Source organism: Clostridia bacterium (assembly GCA_017438525.1).
GTDB lineage: Bacteria > Bacillota > Clostridia > Oscillospirales > RGIG8002 > RGIG8002.
This window is the reverse complement of record JAFRVI010000054.1, coordinates 24953-45185: the sequence shown is the minus strand read 5'-3', so window position 1 is coordinate 45185 and position 20233 is coordinate 24953. Positions and strand designations below refer to the sequence as shown.

Here is a 20233-nt window from a genome sequence, read left to right as displayed (position 1 = left end):
GCTGGAAGCAAAGCGAGCAGCAGCGCCGCCGTCAATATCACGGAAATGATCTTGGTGAGTTTTTTCATAGTATTACCTCCGTTAGTTCACATACACGCGATAATTCTATTGATACGGTTGAGTATATCTATATTATATAGTACCCTCCCCCCGAATTTGTCAAGGGGTTTTCCGAAATACTTAACCACAGATAACAAATACTTAATTACAGATAATAGAACTGGTGATTTTGGTCATCTCACGCAAGCTTCGCGGCTTTGCGGAGGAGGCGCAACGCGTCGGAAACGGTGATCTCTTTGTCGCCGTCGCAGTCGAACTGCCAGATCGCGTCAGCGAGCTTATAATCATAAACGTCGTTTCTGACCTCGGTAAGCTGCGCAGCTATCCTTAACGCACCGAGCGCGGTCGATACAGTTACCTCCTCGCGCTCCGGCGCAAGGAACTCGGATTCTTCAAGCTCCTTCGGCATTACGGTCGGAAAGCCAATCGTATCTGTCCATACGACGTTTGCGACGTCGGGATTGTTCTTCAGCGCTTTGACCGCCTCGAGCGTTCCTCTGAGCGATCTGTCACGAATGTTGAACTTGAAATAATGCCCGGAGTATGATTCGACAACTTCGTATGCTCCCAAGTCCGCATACAGGCCGATGATCTCATTTTCGGTATGCTCCGCCTTCGTCGTCACCGCGAGAGTGCCGATCGTAACGGCTTTGCCGGAACCGCCCATGTCGAAGGTGTGGAACGACAGAATGAACGGGTTGGATTTTAACTCGTCATAGATTTCGTACCACTCTTCCGACGAGCTGACATCAAAGTAAATATCAAAACTGCGGAAGCCCCATTTGCTGGCTCTTTTTATCGTCCTGCCGGGGAAAAGCTTTCCCAACTCTACCGAGGATATCGGCGTGTAATAATCCTCGCCGAAATAATCCTCCGAGATCGTGATATGGAACCTGACGCGGGAGGTGTTTTCGGTCGGGTTACCGGGGCAGTAGGTCGCGCTCTTGACGCGCGGGTTCGCTTCCAGAGCCGCGGCGGCGGCGTAGGCGTCTTCGTCAGAGGTGTGAGCGTAATAGACGACGAACGCGTAGCCGTCAATAAAGGAATACGATACCTCCATCTTGATCTCCGGAAGTATCTCGTTAAGGTTTTCGCCGTAGTAGGGCTCGTTGAGTTCGACGATGATGATCGCGTTCTGATCCGCCGAAGCTGTCACCGGCATCAGTGCAGCGGCCATCAGCAGCGTCAGAAGCGCCGCGAGCAGTTTTTTCGTGAGGTTTTTCATTGTTATTATTTCCTCCCTCTCTGATTTGTCAAGCGTTATCCGAAAAGCGGCGTTATACGACGCAGTAGAATCTTAACCGTTTTTGGAAATCCGAGCCTTGATACGGATACTGTATCACTTCGTAGATCGCGTATATCTTATTCGCGAGCTTTTGATAACTCTCGACGCCGGTAGCGACGAAGCGCTCGTTCGGCCGCTCGGCGCTCAACGCGTCGATCTTCGCGTCGAGCTTTTCCCTGCCCGCCGCTATCCTCTCCGGCGTCAGCCAGACGGAGGCGTCTCTGTTGACGATGAAGTGCTTCAGACTGCCGTCTTTGTTGAGAAGAATCTCGACTTCGCCGCCGGTGAAGGAAACCACGATCCTGTAATAGTTTTTGCCGGATTCCGATTTCGAGATCTGCAGGTTTTCGAGCGCAGCGAACGGGAGATCGGTGTTAAGCAGCACGTTTTTTGCCGCTTCCGCGGCTGCTACTTCGGAGATCTCATCGCCGGAGCCGTAGTCGTTATAGCGGCCGGTGTATTCCATCAGCTCTTCGGAACCGTCATACGCGACTGCGCTGCTGCCGTCTTTGCCGGAGTAATAATCTATGATATATACGCCCTCGTTGCCGTCAAGGTCGGATTCCGCGTCGATCATTATCCATGCCGAGTGGTCATAATCGAAGGATTTTGATTCGCCGTTTATCCGATACGTGACCGCGGGCATATTCTTTTTGTGGAAGTTGCCGCCGAAATGGCTGCCGCCGATGCTCAGCGGGCCGCCGATGCTGCCGGAGCCGACTTCGATGTCAAATGAGGAGGAGTCTGGCTCGGGCGAGCTCGTTTCGGGCGGATCCGAGGCGGGCGGGGTTTGCTGCTCGCTGCCGTGAGGCGCGCTTTCGCCGCCTTGCTGCTGCGAGCCGCCGTCGCTTGAGCCCGATCCGTCTTCGCCGCTCGGGGTTGAGCCGCTGTCCGGCTCGCTGCCGTCGGGCTCGCTGCTGTCGACGGGAACAACGACGCCGGAATTGCCGCTGCCGTTCGGGGCGACGAAGTTTTCGTTGCGGAAGGAGCCGATCGCTTTCAACGCGAGCGGCGTTCCGGCGGCGATCACGACTATTGCGACCACCGCGGCAGCCCATTTCAGCCACGGCCTTTTCACAAACGGCGTAACGCGCACGGCGCCCGCGCTTTGCGGGGCTTCGTCCGCCGCTTCGATAAGGTCAAAATCCATCAGCCCTATCGTTTCGTTTATAAGCTCATAATTCATAATCCGCTTCCTCTTTCAAATACTCAGCGAGTGAATCCCGCGTGCGCTTGAGCATCATCTTGACCTTGCTCTTGCCGAAGCCGCAGCGCTTGCATATCTCGTCTATCGAATCGTAATACCAGTATCGCCGGATGAATACGTTTCGTTCGGTCGTTCCGAGCGAGCGGACGAAATCCGAGATCAGACGCGCAAGCTCGCGGGCGCCGACCTCCCCGTCTACGTCGCGGAAAGCCGCGATCTCGCCGAGCTCCTCGAGCGAGCCGAGCGACTTCGGCAGGCGCTTTTTCGCGTTATTGCGCAGACGCCTGTTCACCGAGGCGTTGCGGACGAGCATACCGAGATACGCTTTCAGGTTTTCCGGACGCTTGGGAGGTATGCTGTTCCACGCGGAGAGAAGCGCGTCGTTGACGCATTCCTCGGCGTCGCGTTCGTCACCCAGCACGTTCTCCGCTATGTATCGGCAATAAGCGCCGTATTGCTTTTGCGCTTCCGCGACCGCGCTCTCATCTCTGTTCCAGAACAAAGCGACTATGCTCTCGTCGTTCACGCCGCACTCCATTCCCCTTTGCTGAAAGGCCTTTCACTCTAATACACAGAAAAAACACTTGTTTGGTCACAAATTTTTCTCTTTTTTATTATAGCATAAAAATTATGAAATTGCGAGCTTGCCGCCCCTCTGCCGGTTTTGCGTAAAAAAGACAGCCACGGCAAAGTGACTGTCTTCTGGTACTCTTTATTCTTGCGCCGATTATTCCTCGTCGAAGGCGGCGAGGTCGGCGTAGGTTTCGCGGCGGATCGCTACGCGGTCTTCGCCGTTCTCGATGACGACCATCGCCGGGCGCGGGTTGCGGTTGTAGTTCGACGACATCGAATAGTTATACGCGCCGGTGGTGAAGACGGCGAGGATATCGCCGCGCTCCGGGCGCTGGATCTCGATATCCCTGCCGATGAGGTCGCCGCTTTCGCAGCACTTGCCCGCTATCGCGGCGCGGTAATCCGACGGGAAGGACGCTTTGTTCGCAACGCAGGCGGTGTAACGCGCTTTATAGAGCGCGTAGCGCGGGTTATCGAACATTCCTCCGTCGACGCTGACGTAGTTGCGGACGCCTTCGATCTCCTTGACGCAGCCGACGGTATAGAGCGTTATGCCGTTATTCGCGACTATCGCCCTGCCCGGCTCGAACATCAGGAACGGCTCGGGGAAGCCGTTTTCCGCGCAGAAGCGTTTGACGCGAGCCGCGACGGCGCCGATTATGCGGTCCGCGGAAAGCGGATCGTCCGACGGGACATAGCGCACGCCGAAGCCGCCGCCGATGTTCAGCTCGGGGAGCGTTACTCCGGTGAGCGCGCGGACGTTCACAAGGAAGCGCATCAGCATTTCCGCCTCGTCCTCGAACGGAAGCACCTCGAATATCTGACTGCCGATGTGGCAGTCGATGCCCGCAAGCTCAATATGCTCGCTCGCGAGGGCTTTCAGCACGCCGGCGAGCGCGTCGCCCTTCTCGATCGAGAGGCCGAACTTGGAATCGACCTGGCCGGTCATGATATATTCGTGCGTGCTCGCTTCGACGCCGGGGTTGGCGCGGACGAGCACCTTCACCCTTTTGCCGAGTTCGGCGGCGATACGCTCGATATCGTCGAGCTCGCTCATGCTGTCGGAAAAGATCCTGCCGACGCCGCTTTCAATGGCGAGGCGCAGCTCGGATTCGGTCTTGTTATTGCCGTGGAAGCAGATTTTCTCCGGGTTGACGTTCGCCTTCAGCGCGGTATACAATTCCCCGCCCGAAACGACGTCGAGTCCGAAGTCGCAGGAGGAGACCGTCTTGCAGACCGCCTTGTTGCAGTTCGCCTTGCTCGCGAAGAGGATCATTCCCCTGCCGCCGTAATGCTTCTGAAGCGCGGCGGTGAATTCGGCGCAGGACGCCTTCACGCCGTCGAGCGACGTGACGTAAAGCGGCGTGCCGTACTTTTGCGCGAGCGCGACGGTGTCGGCGCCGGAGAACGCGAGGTGTCCGGCGGCGTTGACTTTTGCGTGATCGGATACGAACATTTTACTTCACCTTTTCTTCGATCATTGCGATCAGTTCGTTCTTCCCCGCGTCTTCAAAGGTTGAGAATTCAACGATCTTCACACCGGAGAGCTGTTTTATCGACTGCAGTTTTTCTATGTTCTCGGCGCGCTGGCGCTTGGAGAGCTTGTCGGCCTTCGTCGCCGCGACGACGTAATCGTAGCCGTAATAGTTGAGAAAGTCGAGCATCATGAGGTCGTCCGCGCTCGGCCCGTTGCGCAGGTCGATGAGCTGAAGCACGAGCCGCAGGTCGCGTTCGCTCTGCCAGAAGGCGTCCATCAGCTTCATCCATTTTTCCTTTATCTCTTTGGAGACCTTCGCGTAGCCGTAGCCCGGCAGGTCGACGAAGCGGAGCTGCCCGTCTATATTGAAGAAGTTGACGGTGCGCGTTTTGCCCGGCTCGGAGCCGGTTTTTGCCAGCGATTTCCTGCCAAGAAGCTTGTTGATGAGCGATGACTTGCCGACGTTCGATTTGCCGGAGAACGCGATTTCCGGCAGGTCGGACGCGAACAGCTGAGAAGGCGCGCCGCAGGATGTCTCGAAGCTTGCGTTCTGCCACTTTATCATTCGCCCACGTCCTTTTCAAGCGCGAGCGCGAGCACCTCGTCCATATGCGACACGGGGATGAACTCGGTCGCTTCCCTGACCGTTTTTGAGATATCCTCGAGGTCGGGCAGGTTTTCCTTCGGGATTATAACGCGCTTTATGCCGTGGCGGTACGCCGCCATCGACTTCTCCTTCAGCCCGCCAATCTGCAGCACCCTGCCGCGCAGGGTTATCTCCCCCGTCATCGCGATACCGCCGGCGACCTTGCGGCCGGAAAGCGCGCTCGCGAGCGCAAGCGCGATTGTTATTCCGGCGGAGGGGCCGTCCTTCGGCACCGCGCCCTCGGGAGCGTGGATGTGTATATCCTTCGTCTTGTAGAAATCCTTGTCTATGCCGAGCGCGTCGCAGCGGGAGCGGATGAAGCTGACCGCAGTGCGCGCGGATTCCTTCATCACGTCGCCGAGCTGACCGGTCAGCTCAAGCTTGCCGCTGCCGTCGAGCGCGCTGACTTCGACGGGAAGCAGCACGCCGCCGACGGATGTCCACGCAAGGCCGTTGACCGTACCGACCGCGCCTTCGGAGGCGAAGTCGCTCTCGCGGAACTTGCGCACGCCGAGGTAGCGGCCGACGGCTTTTTCGTCGACCTTAATGCGCTTGCCGTTCTCAAGGTACTCTTTCGCGGCCTTGCGGCAGACGGCGGCAAGCTCGCGCTCGACCTCGCGGACGCCGGCTTCGCGGGTGTAGAAGTCGATAATCTCAAGTATCGCGCCGTCGGTCACCGAGAAGACGGAACGGCTGAGTCCGTGGCGTTTCATCTGCTTCGGGAGCAGGTGTTTTTTCGCGATATTCAGCTTTTCCTCACGGGTGTAGCTGTCGAGCTCGATGAGCTCCATTCGGTCGAGCAGCGGCGCGGGAATGCTGTCGGTCGTGTTCGCCGTGGTGATGAACATTACGTTGCTCAGGTCGAACGGCAGCTCTATATAGTGGTCGCGGTAGGCGTTGTTCTGCTCCGCGTCGAGCACCTCGAGCAGCGCGGCGGCGGGGTCTCCGCGGAAGTCGCTGCAGAGCTTGTCGACCTCGTCGAGAAGGATCAGCGCGTTGCTGCTTCCGGCGAGCTTGACGGCGTTCATGATGCGGCCGGGCATAGAACCGATGTAGGTCTTGCGGTGGCCGCGGATATCCGCGTCGTCGCGCACGCCGCCGAGCGAAATGCGCGCGTATTTGCGGTTAAGCGTTTTGGCGATGGACTTCGCCAGCGAGGTCTTGCCTACGCCGGGAGGTCCGACGAGGCATATGGTCTGCCCTTTTATGTCCGGCGCGAGCTGCTTGACGGCGAGGAACTCAAGGATACGCTCTTTGATCTTGTCGAGGCCCCAGTGGTCTTTGTCAAGCTGCTTCTTCGCGGCGGCGAGGTCGTTTTTCTCCTTTGTGAAGGTGTTCCACGGCAGGTCGATGACGGTGTCGAGGTAGGTGCGCACGACAGTGCCTTCGTGCGAGCCGACGGGCATTTTGCGCAGGCGGTCGACTTCTTTCATCAGGTGCTCCTCGTTCTCGGCCGAGAGCTTCAGCGCCTTGATCTTGTCCTCGTAGGCGTCGCACTCGTCGAGGTCTTCATCCTCGTCAAGCTCGGAGTTCAGCACGCGGATCTGCTCGCGTATGTAGTATTCGCGGTTGTTTTTGTCGATCTGCTCTTTGACGCGGAAGTGTATGTCGTTCTCGAGCTCGAGGATGTCTATCTCCTTCTCGAATATCGCCACGACGCGCTTTATACGCTTGACGGGATCGAGCTCGTCGAGTATGGTCTGACGGTCCTCGTATTTGAAGTAGAGATATTCGCCGAAAAAGTCGGCAAGTTCACCGACGTCGGTCGTCGCGACCGCGTTCATATAAAGGTCGGGCGCCATGCGCGGCACGAGCTCGGAGTATTCCTCAAACAGCTCCATCGCGCTGCGGCGGAGCGCTTCGACGCGGACCGCGCTGCTCCTGACAGGCTTCGTTTCGCAAAGCGCGACGTCGGCGCGGAGGAACGGCTTACGCACGGTTATGCCGCACAGTTCGGCGCGCGAAAAGCCCGCGGCAACGGCGCGGATGCCGCCCTCGGGGTTTTTCAGTATCTGCTTTATGCGCGCGATGCACCCGACGGCGTAGAGCTGCTTCTCGTTCGGCGCGTCTACGGTTATGTCGCGCTGCGCGACGAGAAAGATATCGCAGTCGTGCTCCATCGCGTAGTTCAGCGCCGCGAGCGAAACGTCGCGCGCGACGTCGAAGTGCATGACCGTCTTCGGGAACATTACCATTCCGCGAAGCGCGATCATCGGTATATCGCGTATTATTCTCGGTTCGTTGTTTTCGTTCATAGTTTCACCGTAAAAACAGGCGCGGGGCAAGTATCAGCTTGCCCCGCGTTATTTATTCCGCTCAGGAGGCCTCCGTGTTGAGATTCTGCGTTACGGATGATTGCCTCGCCTGGTGCTGGCGGTGTTCGACGACCGGCTTTTCGGTTCCTCTGACGCAGCCACCGTTGAAGGTTATCCTCGATATCGTCTTGTCGGACGGGGTCGTGAACATATACTCCTGCAGCACGCCCTCCATTATCGCGCGGACGCCTCTGGCGCCTATCTTGCGTTCGATGGCGAGGTCGGCGACCGCCTCGAAGGCGGAGTCGTCGAAGACGAGCTCGACCTTATCCATACGGAAAAGCTCGGCGTATTGCTTGTAGATTGAATTCTTCGGCTCCTTGATCACTCTGACGAGGTCCTCGCGGGTAAGCTGATCGAGCGAGGTCACGACGGGCAATCTGCCGACGAGTTCGGGAATGAGGCCGTATTTTATCAGATCGTGGGATTCGACGTCGCGGAGGATCATCGAACGGTCGATCGAATTCCGGCTCTTGATGTCCGAGCCGAAGCCGAGGATCGACTTTGACTTGCGCTTCTCGATTATGTCCTCGATGCCGTCGAAAGCGCCGCCGCAGATGAAGAGGATATTCTTCGTATCGAGCTTGATGAACTCCTGCTGCGGATGCTTTCTGCCGCCCTGCGGAGGCACGTTGGAAACGGTGCCCTCGACGATCTTCAGCAGCGCCTGTTGGACGCCCTCGCCGCTGACGTCGCGCGTCAGGGACGGGTTCTCACTCTTGCGGGCGATCTTGTCGATCTCGTCGATATAGATTATTCCGCGTTCGGCGGCTTCGATGTCGTAATCGGCGGCCTGCACGAGCTTCAGCAGGATGTTCTCGACGTCCTCGCCGACGTAGCCGGCTTCGGTAAGCGTCGTAGCGTCCGCGATCGCGAACGGAACTTTAAGCACGTTGGCGAGCGTCTGCGCGAGCAGCGTCTTGCCGACGCCGGTCGGGCCGAGCATAAGGATGTTGCTCTTCTGAAGGTCTACCTTGCCTTCGCCGTTGAAGAAGATGCGCTTGTAGTGGTTATAGACCGCTACCGAAAGCGCGACCTTCGCGGCGTCCTGCCCGATAACGTATTCGTCCAGCTTGCGCTTCATCGCCACGGGCGTGGGAAGCTTATCCGGACGGGTATACTTTTCACGGGACTTTCCGCGCTTGGGAGCAAGCTCAACGTCGATGTCGTCGGAGATGATGTCAAGGCACGCGAGGATGCACTCGTCGCAGATATACGCGCCGTTGCCCATTATCATTCTGTCGACCTTGGTCGTTTCCTTGCCGCAGAAGGAACAGCATATCGGGCCTCCGCCCTGCTTGTTTTCAGCCATTTCGTCTCCGTTCCGCCGTTACCGGCTTATCTCTTGTCCATGACCTTGTCGATAAGGCCGTATTCGCGGGCCTGCTCGGCGGTCATAAAGTTGTCGCGTTCCGTGTCCGCGGTGATGGTTTCAAGCGGCTGGCCGGTCATTTCGGCGAGCATCTTGTTCATCTTTTCGCGGATGCGGATGATGTGGTCGGCGTGGATCTTGATGTCCGTCGCCTGCCCCTGCGCTCCGCCGAGGGGCTGATGGATCATTATCTCGGAGTTCGGAAGCGCGAATCTCTTGCCCTTCGCGCCGGCGGCGAGAAGGAACGCGCCCATGCTCGCGGCCATGCCTACGCAGATGGTCGCGACGTCGGGCTTGATATACTGCATGGTGTCGTAGATAGCCATTCCGGAGCTGATGGAGCCGCCGGGGCTGTTGATGTAAAGACTGATGTCCTTATCGGGATCCTGGCCCTCAAGATACAAAAGCTGCGCAACGACGAGACTCGCGGTAACGTCGTTGACTTCGTCGGAGAGGATAATTATTCTGTCGTTGAGCAGGCGTGAGAATATGTCATAAGACCTTTCTCCGCGGTTGGTCTGCTCCACTACCATCGGTACCAAACTCATTCTCATTCTTCCTTTCTGTAACAGCGCGTCTGCGCGCCTGATTATTCGCCCTTCTTGGCGGCGGGCTTCTTCGCGGGCGCCTTTTTCGCGGCGGGCTTCTTCTCTGCCGCGGGCTTCTTCGCGGGAGCTTTTTCCGCTTTGGCGGGCTTCTCTTCGGCTTTGTCCGCGCCGGCGACGGCGGCGGACTTCACGAAGTCGATCGCCTTTCTGACGACGATGTCCTTTTCGAGTCCGTCAGAGGGGATTATCGCCTTGATCCTGTCGACGGGCATCTTGTAGGAATCCGCGATGGACTTATACTCGGCTTCGAGCTCGTCCTCGGAGGCGGTCAGGCCCTCCTCCTTCGCGACGGTTTCGAGCGCGAGGCGGATGCGTACCTGCTGCTTCGCCTGCGGGGCGAAGTTCTCGCGGAGGGTTTCGAGCGAAGTGGCGGTGTACTTGATGTAGCTGTCGAGGTCGATGCCCTGCGTCTTGAGGCGGTCTTCGAAGTTCTCGACCATATAGTCGACCTCGTTCTCGTACATTATCTCCGGAATATCGCCGATTATGTTGTCGGAAAGCTTATTCATGAGCTCTTCCTCGAAATCGGCCTCGGCGTGCTCGTTCTTGTGCTCCTTGATGTGTTCCTTGATGTCGGCCTTCAGCTCCTCGAGCGTGTCGAACTCGCTGATGTCCTTGGCGAGCTCGTCGTCGAGCGCGGGCAGCTCGGTGCGCTTTATGTCAAGCACCTTGCACTTGAAGACAGCTTCCTTGCCGGCGAGGGATTCCTCGTGATACTCCTTCGGGAAGGTCACGACAACGTCCTTTTCGCCGCCCTTCTCGACGCCGATGAGCTGCTCCTCGAAGCCCGGAATGAAGCTGCCGCTGCCGATAACGAGGGGATAGTCCTCGCCCTTGCCGCCGGGGAACGCGACTCCGTCCACGAAGCCCTCGAAGTTGATGACCGCGGTGTCCTTGTTCTCGACAGGACCGTCGACGGCGACCTGTCTGCCGACCTTCTCGCGGCGCACCTCAAGCTCTTCATCGACCTCTTTGGCGGTGACGGTGACCTTCTTTTTGGTCGCCTTCAGTCCCTTGTACGCCTTCAGCGAGATCTCCGGCTTGACGGTGACCTTCGCCTTGAAGGTGAAGCCGTCGTCGGTAACGTCACCGACGATCTCGACGTCGGGCTGCGAAACCGGGGTTATGCCCGCTTCCTTGACGGCGGCGTCGTAGGAATACGGGAATATGAAATTAACGGCCTCTTCGTAGAAGATCTCTTTGCCGTACTTCTTCTCGATCATGCCCTTCGGGGCCTTGCCCTGGCGGAAGCCGTCGACCTTGACTTCCTTGACGATCTTTTTGTAAGCGACGTCGGTCGCGTCCTTGAACTCATCGGGAGTTACGACGATCTCGAGCTCGACGACGTTCTTTTCGATTTCTTTCTTGTTTTTTAGTCCCATGTTTTCCTCCGGATATTATTTTAATAATAGTTGACGTCCCGAAAGCGGTACGCAAACGCATACTCGCTCACTATAAAAACCATTATATTATATCAAAGTAGAAGAATATGTCAATACCAAACCCCCATTTTTCACCTCTCTTTTTTGATTTGATGCGCATTTTGCTCTTGCAAAACGGCGCGAAATCGGTATAATATTCTTATACATGCACATCCATCGGAGGTTATTATGGAAGGAAGCATCAAGCGGCCGCACTTCCCGAAGCGCGCCGTCATTACCGCGGGAATGCCCTACGGAAACAAGAGTCTGCATTTCGGCCACATCGGCGGAGTATTTGTGCCCGCCGACGCCTACGCGCGCTTCCTGCGCGACAGAATAGGCAAGGATAACGTCATCTTCGTTTCCGGCACCGACTGCTACGGCTCCCCCATCGCCGAGGGCTACCGCAAGCTCTGCGAGGACGGAGAGTTCAGCGGCACGATAGAAGACTTTGTCGCCCGCAACCACGAGAGCCAGAAGAAGACGCTGGAGGATTACGAGATATCGCTCAACCTCTTCGCCGCTTCCGGACTCGGCGAAAGCCGCGATATCCACCGCGAGGTCTCCGACCGCTTCATACGCAACCTCTATGAAAACGGCTGGCTGAAAAAGCTCGTCACGTCGCAGTTCTACGACGCGAAGCTCGGCGTTTTCCTCAACGGCAGACAGGTAGTGGGACGCTGCCCCGTTCAGGGCTGCGCCTCCGAAAAGGGCTACGCCGACGAGTGCGACCTCGGCCACCAGTATATGCCGGAAAACCTCATCGCGCCGAAAAGCACGCTGACCGGCGAAACGCCCGAGATGCGCGACGTCACGAACTGGTACTTCTCGCTGACCGACTTCCGCGAGCTGATGCGGAAATACACCGAAGAGCTGAAGGACAAAGGCAACGTCCGCCGCATAGTTTCCGACACTATCAACGAATTCCTGATCCCTCCCGTCATATACGTAAAGAACGAGAACCTCCCCGACTACGACGCGCTGAAGGCCTCCCTGCCGAAACACGTGATGCGCTCCGAAGAAGGCAAGACCTCCTTCGTGCTTGAATTCGACGAACTGACGGTGCGCGACCGCGCCTGCGAGATACTGACCGAGAACGGAATACGCTTCCGCACCGGCAAAACGCTCGTTCCCTTCCGCCTGACCGGCAACATCGAATGGGGCGTTCCGGCGCCCTCGCTCGAAGGCGAAAGCGGGCTGACCGTCTGGGTATGGCCGGAATCCCTCTGGGCGCCTATCTCCTTCACGAAAACGTATCTGAAGTCGAAGGGCGCGCCTGACGACGAATGGAAGAAATGGTGGCTTTCAAAGGACTGCGAGGTCTTTCAGTTCATCGGGCAGGACAACATCTACTTCTACGGCATCGCCGAAATGGCGATGTTCATGGCGCAGCAGGGCAAGGAAAATCTCACCACCGAGCCCGCCGAGGGGCAGCTCACGCTCCCGACGCTCGTCGCCAACTATCACATACTCTTCCTCGATAAAAAGGCCAGCAGCAGCGGCAAGGTGAAGCCGCCGATGGCCGCCGAGCTCCTCGGCCACTACACCGCCGAACAGCTCCGCGCCCACTTCCTCGCGCTCGGGCTCGGACTGCGCAGTGTCAGCTTCCAGCCGAAGCCGTACAACCCCAAAGCAAACCCGACCGACAGCGATCCCGCGCTCAAGGAAGGCAACCTGCTGACAAACGTCCTCAACCGCCTCTGCCGCTCCTGCTTCTACACGACGCAGAAGTATTACGGCGGCGTTATGCCTTACGGCGAGCCGGACGCGGACGTAGTCGAAGAAGCGAACGGCGTCATCCTCGAATACGAGGAGGCGATGTATAAGTGCGAGCTGCACACTGTCATGGCGATACTCGACAAGTACATCCGCGACTGCAACAAGTACTGGGCGAAAAACATGGGCGACGCCGACAGAAACGACGACGCCGAACTGCGCAGCAGGATGCTCGTCAACGCGTTCCATATGCTGCGCGTCTGCGCCGTGCTCGTCCACCCCGTCGCGCCCGCCGGCACGGAGCTGCTCGTCAAACTTCTCGGCTTCGGCGAGGACTTCTTCAGCTGGGAGCACATCTTCGAGAACGTCTACTATTTCTGCGATAACAAGGAAAGTCACAAGCTCGCCGAACTCGAGCCGCGCTTCGACTTCTTCGCGAAGCACCCGAGCCAATTTGAAGTGAAATAACGAAGGGAGACAAAATATGTATACGAAGCCATTGGAGCATATTGAAAGCAAAATGCTTGCTGACGAGCTCTTTCCCGACGTGCTCACCACTCCGGAGTATTACGCCAATTACTACCCCGAGCGCGACCTTCCCGAAGGCGCCCAGGTAACGCGTATCGCGCCGAGCCCTACCGGTTTCATTCACCTCGGCAACCTTTTCTCCGCGCTCGCGGACGAGCGTATCGCGCGCCAGAGCAACGGCGTGTTTTTCCTGCGCATTGAGGATACCGACCTGAAACGCAAGGTGGAAGGCGCGGTCGAAGCCGTCATCACGACGCTCGGCTATTTCGGCATAACTTTCGACGAGGGCGCCGAAATGAATGGCGACAAGACATACGGCCCGTTTTATCAGCGTCAGCGCGAAATCGTATATAAGTCCTTCGTCAAGTGGATGGTCGAGGAAGGCATCGCATATCCCTGCTTCTGCACCGCCGAAGACCTCGACGAAATCCGCGACCGGCAGCGCGAAAAGATGCTCACTCCCGGCTACTACGGCGAATGGGCGCGCTGCCGCGACCTCTCATATAAGGAGATCCGCGAAAAGCTCGACGCCGGGCTCCCCTACGTCATCAGAATGAGATCCGCAGGCGACGGAACGCAGAAGTTCTCCTTCCGCGACAGCATCAAGGGCGAGATCAGTGTCACCGCCAACAACCGCGACGAAGTCATACTCAAATCCGACGGCATCCCGACCTACCACTTCGCGCACGTCATCGACGACCACCTTATGCACACCACGCTCGTGCTGCGCGGCGAAGAGTGGCTCTCCTCCCTGCCGATCCACCTCGAGCTTTTCCGTATGCTCGGCTTCAAACCGCCGAAATACGGCCACCACGCGCAGCTGATGAAGCTCGACGGCGGCACGAAGCGCAAGCTTTCGAAGCGCAAGGATCCCGAGCTCGCGCTCGAATACTACCGCAAGCTCGGCTATCACCCGCTCGCCGTCAAGACGTATCTTATGACTCTTCTTAACTCAAACTTCGAGGAGTGGATGCTGAAAAACCCAGACGCGCCGCTTGAAGACTTCAAGTTCTCCATCGGCAAGATGGGACAGTCCGGCGCGCTTTTCGATATCGCCAAACTCGACGACGTCAGCAAGACGGTCATTTCCAAACTGACGGGCGAGGAGTTCTACTCCTTCCTGCTCGAATGGGCGAACAACTACGACCCCGACTTCGCGAAACTGCTCGCGGATAAAGCTTACGCCCTCGGCGTGCTCGATCTCTGCATGGGCGCGGGCAAGAAGCGCCGCAAGGACTTCATCTGCGCGAGCCAGGCGAAGGAAGTCGTCTCCTGCTACTTCGACGAGACCTTCAAGCCGGAGCGCGACTTCCCGCTCGATAAGGAGACCTGCAAGAAGATACTCACCGCGTTCCTCGCCACTTACGACCATTCGGACGACGGGCAGGCGTGGTTCGCGAAGGTAAAGGAGATCGCCGCGTCGATGGGCTTCGCCACCGACATGAGAGCGTATAAGGAGAACCCCGACGCCTTCCCCGGCAGCGTCAGCGACGTCGCGGAGGTGCTCCGCGTAGCCGTTACCGGCCACCGCAACACCCCCGACCTCTGGAGCATCATGCAGCTGCTCGGCGAAGAAAGAGCCGTCGGGCGCGTCAAAGAGTGCCTCTGAATAAACCGGTAAAGCGAGAAGACGCCCGCGCGGCGTCTTCTTTTTTTGCAAAATCGGTTTTTTCGGGCAACATTCCGGAACATTTCCGCCGCTTCCCCGTATAATGTAATATCGAACGGAGGTCGACGGCTATGGGCCCTAAAAACGTCATCGGGTATATCGCGCTCGGAATGGGGCTTTGCGTTATTTTTCTGACCTTGCTGCCCTCCGCGGTCACGGTGATAGTGATGGCGTGCCTGCTTTTTCTGTGCGGCCTGTTCTCGCTGTACTGCTGACGGCGGAGAAAGAATTGCCGCGCGCGACGGCGGAACGGAGTTTCAGATTATGAAGGTTGTAGTGGTGAAAAGCCCGCGTGTGCTGGCGGGACTGCTGAGAAAGCTTTTCGGCATCAAAAAGGAGACCTGACGCGCCCGTTGACAAGCGCGAAGACGGTACGAAAAAAGCGGCTCATGCGAGCCGCTTTTTTCGTTTTTCGCGAGCAATAACCGTTGATATATCCGGCGGGATATGTTATAATATCTTTGTATGAACGCAAACGCGAAAAGAGGAGTTTTATGGACGCTTCCGAAGCCAAAAAGCGAATAGACGAACTGACGGCGACGCTGAACGATTACAGCTACCGCTATTACGTGCTGGACGATCCCGCCGTCGAGGATTACGAATACGATATGCTGCTGCGCGAGCTCGCCGGACTCGAAGAGCGCTTCCCCGAGCTGCGACACTTCGACTCCCCCACCGTCCGCGTCGGCGGCAAGGCGCTGGACGAGTTCGCGAAGGTCACCCACGCTTCGCCGCTGCAGAGTCTGCAGGACGCCTTCTCCTTCGACGAGCTGCGCGAGTTCGACCGCCGCGTACGCGAGGCGTGCGGCGATGCCGAATACGACGTTGAGCCGAAGATTGACGGGCTCTCCGTCGCCGTCGAATACGAAAACGGCGTGCTCGTGCGCGGAGCCACCCGCGGCGACGGCGTCGTCGGCGAGGACGTCACGCAGAACGTCAAGACGATACGCTCTCTGCCGCTGAAGCTCCGGAGCGCGCCGGAATACCTGCGCATACGCGGCGAGATATATATGAGCGCCGCCACCTTCAACAAGCTCAACGCGGAACGCGAAGAGCTCGGCGAGCCGCTTTTCAAGAATCCGCGCAACGCCGCCGCCGGCTCTCTGCGCCAGCTCGATCCGAAAATCGCGGCGAAGCGCGCGCTTGACATCATCGTCTTCAACGTCGAGGAAGTCCGCGGCTACACGCCTGAGAACCACTCGCAGTCGCTCGACTGGCTCGCCTCGCTCGGAATCCCCGCGATCCCGAACCGCAAGCTCTGCAAAAACATCGACGAGGCGCTCGATCACATCGCCGCCATCGGCGAAATGCGCGATAGCCTGCAGTTCGGCATCGACGGCGCGGTCATAAAGGTCAACGACTTCACGAAGCGCCGCGCGCTCGGCACGACCGCGAAGGCGCCGCGCTGGGCGATCGCATACAAGTATCCGCCGGAGGAAAAGCCGACGATCCTGCGCGACATCGAGATACAGGTCGGCCGCACGGGCGTGCTCACCCCGACCGCCGTGCTCGATCCCGTCCGCCTCGCCGGAACTACCGTCAGCCGCGCGACGATGCACAACCGCGAGTATATACGCGAAAAGGACGTACGCATCGGCGACACCGTCATCGTACGCAAAGCCGGCGATATTATCCCCGAAATAGTCAGCGTAGACCTCTCAAAACGTCCGCCGCTGACGCCGGAATACGCCTTCCCGGATAAGTGCCCCGCCTGCGGCGAGACCGTCGTCAACGACGGAGCCGAAGTCGCCGTCCGCTGCGTCAACCCCGAATGCCCCGCGCAGAGTTTGCGCAACATCATACACTTCGCCTCACGCGACGCGATGGATATAGACGGCCTCGGGCCCGCGCTCGCGGAGCTGCTCGTCAAGGAAGGGCTGATCTCCAACGCCGCGGATATCTACTATCTCGAGGCGGACAAGGTCGCCGCGCTCGAGCGCATGGGACAGACCTCCGCCGCCAACCTGATCGCCGCCGCGGAGCGTTCCAAAAACGCAGGGCTCGCGCGCCTGCTCTTCGCGCTCGGCATACGCAACGTCGGGCTCCAGACGGCGAAGATCATCACGAAGAAATACGACACGCTCGAAAAGCTCGAGGTCGCTACCGCCGAGGAGCTGACGCAGCTCGACGAGATCGGCGGCGTCATCGCTGAAAGCGTCGTTTCCTTCTTCGCGCGCGAAGGCACGCGCCACCTGCTCGGCCGTCTGCGCGAAGCGGGAGTCAAGCTGACCGAGGACGCTAAGGCGAACGCCGACGAACGCTTCGCGGGAATGACCTTCGTGCTGACCGGCACCCTGCCCTCGATGGACAGAAGCGCCGCTTCCGCGCTCATCACCGACCGCGGCGGCAAGGTCTCCGGCAGCGTATCGAAGAAGACGACCTACGTCCTCGCCGGCGAAAACCCCGGCAGCAAGCTGACCAACGCGCAGAATCTCGGCGTTCCCGTCATCAGCGAGGACGAATTCAAAAAAATGCTCGAATAATAAATATTTTTCCAACAAAACGAACCTCCCCGTCGTTAATATAGCGAATGACGAACCGATCACCGCATGGCGAAAGCGAGGGACAGGATGACCGAGTACGCATCGAGACAGTTCACGAGGATCTATGAGAAATACCGCGTTGCCGTCTATTACACGGCGCTCCGCTTGACGCGCTCAAAGGAAGCCGCAGAGGACGTCATGCAGTCGGTATTCCTCGAGCTGATGGAAAACTGCGAAAACAACGGCTCCGTGCCCGACGAGATCGGCGGCTGGCTGATAAAGCTCGCCAAATACCGATCGCTCGACCACGTCAAAAGCGAAAGCCGCTCCGTTCCCTCGGATGATCCGGAAGCGCACACCGTAAACGCCGCCGCGGATACGGAAAAATCCGTCATGATCCGCCAGGCGCTCGGCACCCTCTCCGATGAAGAGCGCGAGATCTTCGATCTGAAGGTGCTCGGCGGCTTCAAGCACCGCGAGATCGCAGAGATCGTTTCGTCAAACCCGTCCACCGTCCGCTGGCAGTACGCGCAGATCGTCAAGAAACTCAAGCCGCTGCTGGCAGACCTGAATTAACGATTGGGAGGTTTTGTTATGAACTTCAACAGATTCAAGAATGAATACCGCGCGATAGCGAAGGCAGAAACGCCCGACACGCCGGTCGTTCCGCAGGTTGCGGAAACTGCGAAGCCGCGCTTCACGCAGCGCCCCGCGTTCCGCTTCGCGATGGCGGCGCTTTCGCTGCTGCTCGTTGTCGGCATTTCGCTGACCGCGGTCTACGTCGTGCCGAAATCGAACGGCGTCGCCGTCTCCGGCGGCAAGCCGGAGCTCACTCGCTGCGCGACCTACGACGACCTCGACGCCGTCTTCACCAAGGCGAAGGACCGCGCCGATTCGCGCAACGTGTTTGACGGTATGTATTACAAATCTGCGACGGCGACGAACGACGCCTTTAGCGGCGTTTCAGACTACGCCGGGGATCCCGAAAACATCACCATCGGCGGCGTAGAAGAAAGCGCTTTCGCGCCTGCGCTGCCGGAAGGAACCGACGGCGGCTACAGCAAGACGAACGTCCAGGTCGACGGCGTCGACGAAGCCGATATCGTCAAGACGGACGGCAAGTTCGTCTACGTCGCCAAAGAAGGACACGTCGTCGTTTTCGACGTAAGGACGCCTTCCGAAATCGCAAAATCGTCAACCATACGCGTTGACGATCTGCTCGACAACAGCGTTTACGGCTACGCAAACGTCATCGAAATGTTCCTTGAAAACGATCTGTTGACCGTCGTCTTCACGGCTGAAAAGCAAAGATACCGCGACGAGATGCTTTATTCCGACTACTACTTCGCGATGCGCGACAATTCGCAGTTCGGCGTCGCTGTCTATGACGTTTCCGATCCCGCGAAGCCCGAGACCGTGCGGTATTACACGCAGGAGGGCTCGTATATCAGCTCCCGCCGCGTCGGCGATCACGTCTATGTCGTAACGAGAAAATACGTCTTCGCCGGCAATTATGACGGCAAGCCCGAATCCGTCGTCCCCTGCCGCTGCGACAGTACGGTCGAAGAAACTGCGGCTCCGCTCGCGCCAGACTGCGTCTATATCGGCGAAAACACCACCAATTTCATCACGCTCGGCGCGCTGAATATCAAGGACGCCTCCGAGCCCGCCGGCACCGTGACCGTGCTCGGTGAAGGTCACACCGTCTATTCCTCCGCAAAGGCGCTTTACGTCTTCGGCACGCGCTACGATTACGAGCCCGCCGACACCGACGACGCCGAAGGCGCGGTTTTAGACGCCGCGATCACGACGAATATCTACAAGTTCACGATGAGCGGCTCCGAGCTCGCCTTCACCGCCTCCGGCAGCGTCAACGGCACTATGATAAATCAGTTCGCCGCCGACGAATACGAGGGCAACCTCCGCGTCGCCACCACCTACGATGGATATACAACTAAGGAGGATAAGACGGTCGAATTCTACACCGAGAACGCCGTCACGATCCTCGACGAAAACCTCGAGAAGCTCGGCGAGCTGACCGGACTCGCGAAGGGCGAACACATCTACTCCGTCCGCTTCAACGGCGCGACCGGATACGTCGTCACCTTCCGCACCGTCGACCCGCTCTTCGCCTTCGACTTAAGCGACCCGAAGGAGCCGAAGGTCACCGGCGAGCTGAAGATCCCCGGCTACAGTGAATACCTCCATCCATATGACGAAAACACGCTCCTCGGCATCGGTCAGGACGCCGCGGCCGAGAGCGAGGACGCCGACATCGCCTATTATCAGGGGCTGAAGATCGCGCTCTTCGACGTCACCGATCCCGATAATATGGCAGAGATCGACACCTTCATCCTCGGCGACAGAGGCACCTACTCCGCGGTCGAGCGCGACCACAAGGCGCTCGCCTACTACGGAGAACGCGACGTTTTCGGCCTGCCGGTCGAGCTCTTCACCTTCAAAGGCAAACAGGAAAACATATACGACTACGGTGAGTTTGACGGCTACTCCTTCTGCGTCTTCTCGATGGGCGGCGGCGAAAAGATCGAGCTCGTCAGTCAGATACAGCAGCTCCGCGCCGGAGCCGGCGACGGTGAAGATAAAACGCTCGACATCACCCGCGGTATCTTCATCGGCGACAACGTAGTGACGATCTCCTGCGATATGATCCAGATCAACGACTACGCCACCGGCGAGCTGCTCGGCAATCTCACGTTCTGATACGCGCTTTCAAGCTTTCATTATTTCTCCTTTACAGAAAGGCGTTCCGAAAGGAACGTCTTTTTGTTACGCTCTTTTGTTGCGCGCTTTTTACGGACAAGTGTTCTATACGGACGAGCCTCGGCATATCATTTACAAAAACGGGGTGAGTT

The 20233-nt window shown here is 58.2% G+C and carries 16 protein-coding genes; 7 read left to right on the top strand and 9 right to left on the bottom strand.

All coding sequences use genetic code 11. From position 1 onward, the window contains the following. Positions 1 to 238: 238 nt before the first annotated feature. The 9 genes from IJL83_05580 to IJL83_05540 all read right to left on the bottom strand — a co-directional run bounded on the left by IJL83_05580 (position 239) and on the right by IJL83_05540 (position 10925). Positions 239 to 1285, bottom strand: a complete 1047-nt coding sequence (locus IJL83_05580) for a hypothetical protein (protein MBQ6553067.1) — start codon at positions 1283 to 1285, stop codon at positions 239 to 241. Positions 1286 to 1337: 52 nt separating this feature from the next. Next, on the bottom strand, positions 1338 to 2531 hold the full coding sequence (locus IJL83_05575) for a hypothetical protein (GenBank protein MBQ6553066.1): 1194 nt from the start codon (positions 2529 to 2531) through the stop codon (positions 1338 to 1340). Next, the gene (locus IJL83_05570) at positions 2521 to 3090 is read right to left on the bottom strand and encodes an RNA polymerase sigma factor (protein MBQ6553065.1); all 570 of its coding nucleotides are present in this window, start codon (positions 3088 to 3090) and stop codon (positions 2521 to 2523) included. The genes IJL83_05575 and IJL83_05570 overlap by 11 nt, the downstream gene beginning before the upstream one ends. Before the next feature lie 189 nt (positions 3091 to 3279). Further along, positions 3280 to 4581: a diaminopimelate decarboxylase gene (lysA, locus tag IJL83_05565; protein MBQ6553064.1), complete on the bottom strand. Its 1302-nt coding sequence runs from the start codon at positions 4579 to 4581 to the stop codon at positions 3280 to 3282. A 1-nt stretch (position 4582) separates the two neighbouring features. Beyond that, positions 4583 to 5167 carry a YihA family ribosome biogenesis GTP-binding protein gene (locus tag IJL83_05560; protein ID MBQ6553063.1) on the bottom strand — a complete coding sequence of 195 codons (585 nt, stop codon included), beginning with the start codon at positions 5165 to 5167 and terminating at the stop codon, positions 4583 to 4585. Then, positions 5164 to 7503 carry an endopeptidase La gene (gene lon, locus IJL83_05555; GenBank protein ID MBQ6553062.1) on the bottom strand — a complete coding sequence of 780 codons (2340 nt, stop codon included), beginning with the start codon at positions 7501 to 7503 and terminating at the stop codon, positions 5164 to 5166. The genes IJL83_05560 and lon overlap by 4 nt, the downstream gene beginning before the upstream one ends. Positions 7504 to 7564: 61 nt before the next feature. Continuing rightward, complete coding sequence (clpX, locus tag IJL83_05550) at positions 7565 to 8875, bottom strand: ATP-dependent Clp protease ATP-binding subunit ClpX (protein MBQ6553061.1); 1311 nt, start codon at positions 8873 to 8875, stop codon at positions 7565 to 7567. Between the two features lie 26 nt (positions 8876 to 8901). Then, positions 8902 to 9483, bottom strand: a complete 582-nt coding sequence (clpP, locus tag IJL83_05545) for an ATP-dependent Clp endopeptidase proteolytic subunit ClpP (protein MBQ6553060.1) — start codon at positions 9481 to 9483, stop codon at positions 8902 to 8904. 41 nt (positions 9484 to 9524) lie between these two features. Further along, positions 9525 to 10925 carry a trigger factor gene (locus IJL83_05540; GenBank protein ID MBQ6553059.1) on the bottom strand — a complete coding sequence of 467 codons (1401 nt, stop codon included), beginning with the start codon at positions 10923 to 10925 and terminating at the stop codon, positions 9525 to 9527. Between the two features lie 228 nt (positions 10926 to 11153). Between IJL83_05540 and IJL83_05535 the strand changes: the two genes are divergently transcribed. The 7 genes from IJL83_05535 (at position 11154) to IJL83_05505 (ending at position 20081) form a co-directional block, all read left to right on the top strand. Further along, positions 11154 to 13148 carry a class I tRNA ligase family protein gene (locus tag IJL83_05535; GenBank protein ID MBQ6553058.1) on the top strand — a complete coding sequence of 665 codons (1995 nt, stop codon included), beginning with the start codon at positions 11154 to 11156 and terminating at the stop codon, positions 13146 to 13148. Between the two features lie 40 nt (positions 13149 to 13188). Continuing rightward, positions 13189 to 14817, top strand: a complete 1629-nt coding sequence (gltX, locus tag IJL83_05530; protein MBQ6553057.1) for a glutamate--tRNA ligase — start codon at positions 13189 to 13191, stop codon at positions 14815 to 14817. A gap of 131 nt (positions 14818 to 14948) precedes the next feature. Beyond that, complete coding sequence (locus IJL83_05525; protein ID MBQ6553056.1) at positions 14949 to 15092, top strand: hypothetical protein; 144 nt, start codon at positions 14949 to 14951, stop codon at positions 15090 to 15092. A 49-nt stretch (positions 15093 to 15141) separates the two neighbouring features. Further along, positions 15142 to 15222 carry a stage V sporulation protein SpoVM gene (gene spoVM / locus IJL83_05520; protein ID MBQ6553055.1) on the top strand — a complete coding sequence of 27 codons (81 nt, stop codon included), beginning with the start codon at positions 15142 to 15144 and terminating at the stop codon, positions 15220 to 15222. Between the two features lie 149 nt (positions 15223 to 15371). Beyond that, positions 15372 to 17360, top strand: a complete 1989-nt coding sequence (ligA, locus tag IJL83_05515; GenBank protein MBQ6553054.1) for an NAD-dependent DNA ligase LigA — start codon at positions 15372 to 15374, stop codon at positions 17358 to 17360. A gap of 87 nt (positions 17361 to 17447) precedes the next feature. Then, positions 17448 to 17936 carry a sigma-70 family RNA polymerase sigma factor gene (locus tag IJL83_05510; GenBank protein ID MBQ6553053.1) on the top strand — a complete coding sequence of 163 codons (489 nt, stop codon included), beginning with the start codon at positions 17448 to 17450 and terminating at the stop codon, positions 17934 to 17936. A gap of 18 nt (positions 17937 to 17954) precedes the next feature. After that, on the top strand, positions 17955 to 20081 hold the full coding sequence (locus tag IJL83_05505; GenBank protein ID MBQ6553052.1) for a beta-propeller domain-containing protein: 2127 nt from the start codon (positions 17955 to 17957) through the stop codon (positions 20079 to 20081). Positions 20082 to 20233: the final 152 nt, after the last annotated feature.